At 75.3% G+C, this 7642-nt stretch carries 11 protein-coding genes; 6 read left to right on the top strand and 5 right to left on the bottom strand.

What is annotated here, in order from left to right; translation table 11 throughout:
* The 4 genes from MNZ39_RS22550 to MNZ39_RS22535 all read right to left on the bottom strand — a co-directional run.
* Positions 1-430, bottom strand: a 430-nt coding sequence (locus tag MNZ39_RS22550; protein WP_242341351.1) for an Hpt domain-containing protein, incomplete at its 3' end; no start/stop codon positions are given.
* A 14-nt stretch (positions 431-444) separates the two neighbouring features.
* Entirely contained in the window at positions 445-951 is a 507-nt protein-coding gene (locus MNZ39_RS22545) for a chemotaxis protein CheD (RefSeq protein ID WP_308197058.1), read from the bottom strand.
* 13 nt (positions 952-964) lie between these two features.
* Positions 965-1747, bottom strand: a complete 783-nt coding sequence (locus MNZ39_RS22540) for a GAF domain-containing protein (protein WP_242341350.1) — start codon at positions 1745-1747, stop codon at positions 965-967.
* Between the two features lie 11 nt (positions 1748-1758).
* A complete protein-coding gene (locus MNZ39_RS22535; protein ID WP_242341349.1) occupies positions 1759-2130 on the bottom strand; it encodes a PleD family two-component system response regulator in 372 nt (123 codons plus the stop codon).
* A gap of 413 nt (positions 2131-2543) precedes the next feature.
* Between MNZ39_RS22535 and MNZ39_RS22530 the strand changes: the two genes are divergently transcribed.
* Complete coding sequence (locus MNZ39_RS22530) at positions 2544-3188, top strand: hypothetical protein (protein WP_242341348.1); 645 nt, start codon at positions 2544-2546, stop codon at positions 3186-3188.
* Positions 3185-4120, top strand: a complete 936-nt coding sequence (locus tag MNZ39_RS22525) for a lamin tail domain-containing protein (protein ID WP_242341347.1) — start codon at positions 3185-3187, stop codon at positions 4118-4120. The genes MNZ39_RS22530 and MNZ39_RS22525 overlap by 4 nt, the downstream gene beginning before the upstream one ends.
* A gap of 19 nt (positions 4121-4139) precedes the next feature.
* On the opposite strand, the gene MNZ39_RS22520 is transcribed toward MNZ39_RS22525, so the two are convergent.
* Entirely contained in the window at positions 4140-4832 is a 693-nt protein-coding gene (locus tag MNZ39_RS22520; protein WP_242341346.1) for a response regulator, read from the bottom strand.
* Between the two features lie 76 nt (positions 4833-4908).
* Between MNZ39_RS22520 and MNZ39_RS22515 the strand changes: the two genes are divergently transcribed.
* From MNZ39_RS22515 to MNZ39_RS22500, 4 genes are all read left to right on the top strand, one after another.
* Positions 4909-5418, top strand: a complete 510-nt coding sequence (locus tag MNZ39_RS22515) for a chemotaxis protein CheW (protein WP_242341345.1) — start codon at positions 4909-4911, stop codon at positions 5416-5418.
* Positions 5415-5807, top strand: coding sequence for a chemotaxis protein CheW (locus MNZ39_RS22510; RefSeq protein WP_242341344.1), 393 nt, complete (start codon positions 5415-5417; stop codon positions 5805-5807). Before MNZ39_RS22515 ends, MNZ39_RS22510 begins: the two co-directional genes overlap by 4 nt.
* A gap of 19 nt (positions 5808-5826) precedes the next feature.
* Positions 5827-7098, top strand: coding sequence for a methyl-accepting chemotaxis protein (locus MNZ39_RS22505; RefSeq protein ID WP_242341343.1), 1272 nt, complete (start codon positions 5827-5829; stop codon positions 7096-7098).
* Between the two features lie 40 nt (positions 7099-7138).
* On the top strand, positions 7139-7642 hold a 504-nt coding region (locus MNZ39_RS22500; protein WP_242341342.1), incomplete at its 3' end, for an Hpt domain-containing protein.

The raw sequence follows: 7642 nt of genomic DNA, 5'->3' as shown, positions 1-7642 counted from the left end.
CCCCGGGCTCGCCCGCGCCGGGGGCGGACCCGGCGGCCTGGCCGGCGGCGGCGAGTCGGCGCCGGAACGCGAGCGCGGCGGCCGGCTCCTCCCGCGCGCCCCCGGCGGCCGCCGCGACCGACCCGCGGAGCACGTCGACGGAGCGGAGGAGGAGCGTGACGAGCGCGTCGGTGACGCCGAGGTTCCGCCCTCGAAGCCGCTCGAGCACGTCCTCGAGGTCGTGCGCGAGCTCGCGGACGCCGTCGAAGCCGACGAGCGCGGCCCCGCCCTTCACGGTGTGCGCGTCCCGGAAGAGCGCGTGCAGGATGGCCTCGTCGCCGGGCCGTGCCTCGAGGGCGACGAGCGCCTGCTCCATGCGCCCGAACGTCTCCTCCGCCTCCGCGAGGAACGTCTGCACGAGCAGCTCGCGATCGATGCCGAGTTCGTCCATGTCGCCTCCGCCGTTCACAGCTGCCGCACCCAGGCGGTGCCCTCGTCCGCGAAGAAGATCAGCTTGCGCCCCCGCGCGCCGCCGACGTCCTGGTCGAGCACCGGGATGCGGGCCTCCCCGAGGAGGCGCAGGGCGAGCTCGACGTTCTCCTCGCCGAGGTTGCGGGAGCCGCGGAACGCGCCGATGACGCTCGCGCCGCCGAACACCTTCGCGACGAGCGCGGCGCGCGCCGCCCCGGCCCGGACGACCGCGTCCACGAGCTCGGGCACCGCTACGTTGCCGAAGCGGACCGAGCGCTCGCGCCCCACCGGGTGCGGAAGGAGGAAGTGGTTCATGCCGCCGACCCCGCTCGCGGGATCGTGCAGGCACACCGCCACGCACGAGCCGAGCACGGTGGTGATGGCCGTGCGCGTGGCGGCGGTCGCGAGCTGGCCGGCGTGCAGGTAGACCTGGGCGCGGCCGGCGAGGTCGGGCGCGGCGGCGTTCGGCCGCTCGGGGAGGGTGGCGGTGCGAGCGGTCACGCGCCTCGCGGCCTCAGGCGCGCAGCGCGAGCGCGAGCCCGGCGTGCGTGGAGAGGAGGTCGAACACGGCGTGGTCCTGCTCGTCGAGGATCGGCTTGTGGCCGAGGAGCCGCCAGATGGCGAGCGCGCCGACGGTCGCGTCCCCGGCGCGCAGCGGGATGCAGGCGGAGAGCTCCGGATCGCAGGGCTCGGGGGCGGGATCGCGGCCCGCGATCCACGCGGCGCCGGACGCGGCGGCCCGGCCGATGATCCCCTCGCCGACCGCGACGGTGTGGATCGGCCCGGGGTCCACCCCGAACGCCTTCAGCAGATCGAGCGAGTCGCCGCGCCGCTCGAAGAGCGCGAGCTCCTCCGACCCCACCACGTTGATGACGATCTCCTGCACCGCCGCGACGACGTCCGCGCGCGAGCGGCCGCCGTGCAGCCGCTCCAGCGCGACGAAGAGCTGCGCGAGCTCGGTGGTGCGCTCCTGCGCGGCGACGTAGTCGTCGGAGAGCCTCCGCTGCTCGGCCTCGAGCTCCTCCACCCGTGCGCGGAGCCGGTCGCGCTCCGCGTTCGCGTGCGCGATGGCCTCGTGCGCCAGCGCGAGCTCGCTCGTGAGCCGCCGCCGCTCGTGCTCGCCCGGGTCGGAGGGCGCACCCCGACCCGGCACGGGCGTCGTCGCCTCGGAGGCGAGCCGCTGCTGCTCGGAGCGGAGCGAGGTGATCACCTCGCGCAGGCGCTCGCTCATCTTCTGGAGGTCCTGGCCCGCGGCGGCGGGCGGCGGGGGAGGGGTCCGGTCGCGCGGATCGGCCATGGCGTCGCTCGCTACTGCCCGAGGCAGCTGCGCACCTTGGCGAGCAGCTCGAGGCCGTTGATGGGCTTCGTGACGTAGTCGTTGCAACCGCTCGCGTAGCCGGACTCGACGCTCGCGAGCTCGCCGCGCGTCGTGACCATGATGACCGGGATCTCGCGCGTGTCGGGCTGCTGGCGCAGCTTCCGGCAGGCCTCGAAGCCGTCCATGCGCGGCATCACCACGTCCATCAGGATGAGGTCCGGGCGCTCCGAGATCGCCTTCTCCACGCCCTCCGCGCCGTCCTTGGCGGTGACGACGTCGTAGGCGTCCTTCGACAGGATCATCCGCTCCATGAGGAGCACCGTGGACGAGTCGTCGACGAGCAGGATCTTCTTCCGGTCCATCACGGCGGCCTCCTCGGAGCTGCGAGCACCCGCCGAGGTGCAAGCGCGGCACCACTGCGCAGGGTGGGTGCGACGCGTACGCGCTCGCCAGCGGCGCCGCCCAGGGCCCGCCGCGCTGGCCTGCCCTTTTCCCGAGGATCCGCGCGCGCCTGCGCCCGCGCCGCCGAGCCGAGCGCACGATATCGACGTACCGTGAACGGGCGCGACGTCTCGCCCGCGCGCGACAGCCGGAGGACCCGGGCTCGCGGGTGTCCCGAGCCCCGGGTAGGGGAAGCCCGGGGCGCTCCGCCGCGGCGTGGCGCGGGCGGCGGGCGCGCGGGAGACCGGCGGACGGAGCGCGGACGTGCGGCGGACGCAAACAGCCCAGGATCACGCGCAGATGCTCCGGCGCGGACCCTGCTCGGGCGCACCGCATGACCCCGATCTCCCTCGCCGTCGCCGCCGCGCTCGTCGCGGCAACCCCGCGTGCCCCCTCCACCCTCGATCCCGCGCCCGCGCGCGCGGGCCCCGCCGACGCTGCGGCCGCGGCCGACGCCGAGGCGCTCCGGGCGCTCGCGGTCCTCTCCTCGGGAGAGCCCGCCATCGCGGAGGTGCAGGCCGCCGCCGCGCAGGCGGCGGACTCCGAGGCGCCCGGCGCCGTGGGGTTCGCCCGGCGTGCGCGCCTCGCCGCGCTGCTGCCGCGCCTGACCGCCGAGTACCAGCGCGACGAGCGCAGTCACCGCGTCGTCGGCCTGCAGGGCTCGGGCGAGGTGGACTACCTGCGGCTCGCGCCGGGCTTCGCCGTCACGCTCCGCGCGACGTGGGACCTGGGCGGCCTCGTCGCCGCGACGGGCGAGGTCGCCGCTGCCGCCGAGGCGACGGCCCGCGCCCGTGCCCGGGCGGAGGCGGTGAAGCGCGCCACCACCCTCTACTACGAGCGGCAGCGCCTCCGGCTCTCGCTGCTCCTCGACCCGCCCGGCAGCGCGCTCACGCGCGCGCAGGCCGAGCTCGAGATCGATCGGCTCGGCGCCGAGCTCGCGGCGATCGCCGGCGCCCGCGGCGTGCGGGGGCGGCCGTGAGGCGCGCCGCCATCCTGCTGCTCGCCGCCGCCTGCGGCCTCCCCGAGCCCGCCCCGTTCGTGCGCGTGGAGAGCGTCGCGCCCGAGGGCTCGGGCGTCGCCCCGGAGGCGGTCGTGGCGGAGATCCGCTTCACCGCGCCCATCGCGCCCGAGGGCATCCTCGACGGCGAACGGCTCGCGCTCGTCCCCGCGGCCGACCTGCGCGAGGCGCTCGAGGCCGTCGAGTCGGACGCGGGCGCCGCGGCGCTCGCCTCGCGCGTCCCGGCGGCGGTCGCGCTCACCGACGGAGGGCGTCGGGCGATGCTCACGCCCGGCGCGCCGCTGCGCGCGCTCGCCCCTTACGTGCTCGTGCTGTCGTCGCGCGTGCACGCCGCGGACGGCCGGCCGGTGCTGGACGCCGAGGGCCGCCGCCGGCCGTCCGTGGGGGCCTTCGAGACGGCGCGCGCGGCCGGTCCGCCGCCGCGGCCGGTCCTCACCGAGGTGAGGGCGGACGCGGCGACGCCCGAGGCGGGCGGCGAGTACGTGGAGATCGCGAACCGCGGGGAGGGCGTGCTCGATCTCCTCGGCTGGCGCCTCGCGAAGCGCTCGGCGACCGGGGCGCTGTCCTCGTGCGTGGTGAGCGCGCGGCCCGAGGACGCGCTCGCGCCGGGCGCGATCGCGCTCGTCGCGGGTGGCGCGTACGACGGGCGGTACGCGCTGCCCCCCGGAACGCCCGTGGTCAGCTGCGGAGCGACCGCGCTCCTCGGCGGGATCGCCAACGATCGGCCGCCGGAGCTCTTGCTCCTCGATCCCTCCGGCGCGGTCGCCTCCACGTTCGGCGCGGGCGGGGCGGCGCCGCTCTGCCCCGCGGCGGCGGTCCGCGTCGACGTGGACGGGCCGGACGTCGCGGAGAACCTGGCCTGCGCCGAGGGGGAGGGGACGCCCGGCGAGTGAGCCGGAGCCTGGACCCGGGTCAGCGGGCGTTGTCGACGATCCACTTCCCGAGGAGCTCGTCCTTCAGGAGGTAGCCGTCGGCGCCGCACTCGGTCACGAGCTTCTCGACCTTCTGCTTGTCCTCGCCCGAGCAGAAGACGACCTTGATCGAGCGGAACATCTCGTTCTTCTTCACGAAGCGGCAGAACTGCGCGCCGTCCACCTTCGGCATGTTGATGTCGAGGAGGATGAGGTCGGGCCGGGTCTGGCGCTTCAGGATGATCGAGGTCGCCTTCTCCGCGTCCGGCGCGTACTGGATCTCGAAGCCCTTGGCCTCGAGCTCCTCCTTCAGCAGCCGCGCGACGATCTCGGAGTCGTCCACGATGAGCACGCGGCGGCGCGCCTCGAGCGCGGCGGTGAAGCGGCGCGGCAGGTCCTCCGGCGGGGAGGACGGGACGGCGCCGTCGAGCTTCAGCTCCGCGGCCTTCTGCGCGAGCTCCTCCTGCGTCCCGTCGCCGACGAGCAGGGCGCGCCCGCGGAAGCCCCGGTCGCGCAGGAGCGGCGGCGCCTGCTTCGCGCGCACCGCATCGACGAGCAGCGCCGCGGCGTTTCCCGCCTCGGCGACGAGCGCGTGCGGCTCGCGCTCGAGCACCACCTGGTGCCCGGCGGCCTCGAGGGCCATGCCGGTCACATGTAGGACGATCTCGCTCTCGCAGCAGATGAGGACCTTCACGTCGCCCCTCTCCCGGTGAATCAAAATAGCACCGATCTTGCCCGGTCGTCCCGGGCTCGCGGATAATCCGCGCCCGATGGCCGAGCCGAAGGAAGCGCAGCAAGCCGAGTCCGGCGCCCAGGCGTCCGCGCCGGAGGCGTGGTTCTTCTGCCTGAGGCTCCTCGGCGGCCGCTACGCGTTCGAGGCCCCGCTCGTCACCGAGGTGGTCCGCCTCGGTCCGCTCACGCGGCTCCCGGCCGCGCCGGCGTTCCTCCCCGGCGTGTTCACCCACCGCGGCGAGGTCCTGCCGGTGCTCGACATCGCCCAGCTCGTCGGCCAGGGGTCGGTGTCGCTCCGCCCGAGCACGCGCGCCGCGATCGTCCATTGCGGCCCGTGGAAGGTGGCGGTGGTGAGCGACTCGGTCGAGGGGCTCGTCGCGATCCCGCGCCGCCAGCTCGAGCCGCCGCCGGCCGAGTCGAGCGGCGTCGCCGAGTTCCTCTCCGCCGTCGGCCGCGACCGCGCGGGCGCCATCGCGATCCTCGATCTGCCGCGCCTCGTCGAGACCGCCCGGGCGCGCGCCGTGCCAGCGGGGAGCGCCGCGGCGTGACCGGCCCGACGAGCGAGCTCGTCCTGTTCCAGGTCGGCCCGCGCACCTTCGCGGCGGTCGTGCACGACGCCATCCGCATCGGCAGCGTGCGGGACGTGCCCGCGGAGGACCTCGTCCTCGAGACGGCGCTCGGCGCGCCGCGCGCCTGCACGCGCGGCATCGTCGTCGCGAGCCACGACGAGGCCGTGGAGCGGACCCTGGTGGTCGATCAGGTGATCGGCACCCGGAGCGTGCCGGAGGTGCAGGTGCAGCCGCTCCCCGCCTTCGCCGCCGCCTGCCTCACCTCCGGCGCCGTCACGGGCTTCGTGCTCCTCGACGGCGACCCCGTCCTCCTCGTCGACCTCCCCACCCTCGTCCGCGAGCACGCCACCTCCGCCGCGCCCGTGTGACGCCTCCCCCGGAGCAGCCATGAGCACCCGCGATCCGTTCGACGTCCAGCAGAAGCCGAAGGCCCGCGCGGCCGCGCCGCGCGCGGCGGCGGCGAAGAGGCGGAACACCGTCGTCGGCGCCGACGCCGCCCGCATCGCCGTGGTCCTCCGCGGCTTCGCCGAGGGGAACTACGACGGCCGCGTGGACGCCGGGGCGATCGACGATCCCGGCCTGCGCGCCATCGCCGAGGCGGTGAACGGGGCCGCGAGCGCGGTCGTCGAGGACCTTCGCCAGGCGCACCAGCGCGTGCAGATCGTGACGGCCGGCATCGACGAGGCCATCGAGGCGATGATCCGCCTCGTCATCCAGGGCGACCTCTCGGGCTCGCTCCGCGCCGGCTCGACCGACTCCGCGCTCACGCCGCTCATCGCCGGCATCGGCCAGGTGATGGAGACGCTGAAGAAGTTCGTCACCGAGACGCGCGAGGCGGCGATGCAGCTGTCGACCAGCTCCGCGGAGGTGCTCGCGGCGGCGACGCAGAACGAGTCCTCGACGAGCGCGCAGGCGTCGGCCATCCACGAGACGACCGCGACGATGGAGGAGCTGAAGGGCGCCTCGCACCAGATCGCCGAGAACGCGCAGATGGTGGCCGCGATCGCCGAGCAGACCCTCTCCGGCGCGAAGCAGGGCGAGGGCGCCATCAAGGCGTTCATGGGCTCGATGGAGAAGGTCCGCCACAACGCCGTCGAGGTGGACGACGCGATCGCGAAGCTCTCCAAGCGGGTCGAGCGCATCGGCACGGTCGTCGAGGTCATCGACGAGATCGCGGACCGCTCGGACCTCCTCGCCCTGAACGCCGCCCTCGAGGGGGCCAAGGCGGGCGAGGCGGGTCGCGGGTTCTCCATCGTTGCCGCCGAGATGCGCCGCCTCGCGGAGAACGTCCTCGAGTCGACGAAGGAGATCAAGAACCTCATCACGGAGATCCGCGAGGCGACGCACGCCGCCAAGGAGGCGTCGGACGGGAACAAGCGCGAGGCCTCCGAGGGCGAGAAGCTCGGCGGCAACGCCATGGCGAGCGTCTCGGGCATCCTCTCCGGCATCCAGGAGACGAGCGACGCCGCCCGCGTGATCCACCTCGCGACGCAGCAGCAGCGCACGGCGACCGAGCAGGTCGTGCAGTCGATGTCGGAGATCGAGGAGGTCACCCGCCAGGCGCAGGCCGGGTCGAAGCAGGCGACCGGCGCGGCCTCCGAGCTCACGAAGCTCGCCGAGCGCCTCGCAGAGCTCGTGAAGCGCTTCAAGGTGGAGTAGCCCAAGGGCCGCTCAGGGAAAGGCACGCCGCGAGCCGCGCATGGGCGTCTCCGAAGAGATCCGCAAGAAGCTCCTCCCCCGCTTCCGCGAGACGACCGCGGACCGGGTGGAGAAGATCTCGGGCGCGCTGCTCGAGCTCGAGCGCGGCGCCGGGACGCCGGAGGCGCTCGACGAGCTCGCGCGCGAGCTGCACACGCTGAAGGGCGAGGCCCGCATGATGGGCTTCGTCGGCATCTCCAGCGTGGTGCACGCGGCGGAGGACCTGCTCAAGGCGCTCCCCAAGGACAGCCCCGGCGAGCGGCTCGACGCGCTCCTCAGGGCGTGCGGCGCGATCGTGCCGATGCTCGACGCGCCCGCGGAGGGCGGGGACGCGGCCGGGAAGCTCGCGGAGTCCCTGCGCGCGCTCATCGCCGGACCGCGGGGCGCGCCGGAGGGCGCTGCGGAGGCCTCGACGGTGGCGGCGTCGCCCGCGCCCGGGCCGTCGCCTTCGCCCGCGGGCGCGACCGCGACGACCTCGACCTCGACCTCGACCGCGACCGCGAGC

The organism is Anaeromyxobacter sp. SG66 (genome assembly GCF_022690805.1).
GTDB lineage: Bacteria > Myxococcota > Myxococcia > Myxococcales > Anaeromyxobacteraceae > Anaeromyxobacter > Anaeromyxobacter soli.
Note: the sequence above shows the minus strand (reverse complement) of the source record. Positions and strands in the feature narration are given on the sequence as shown.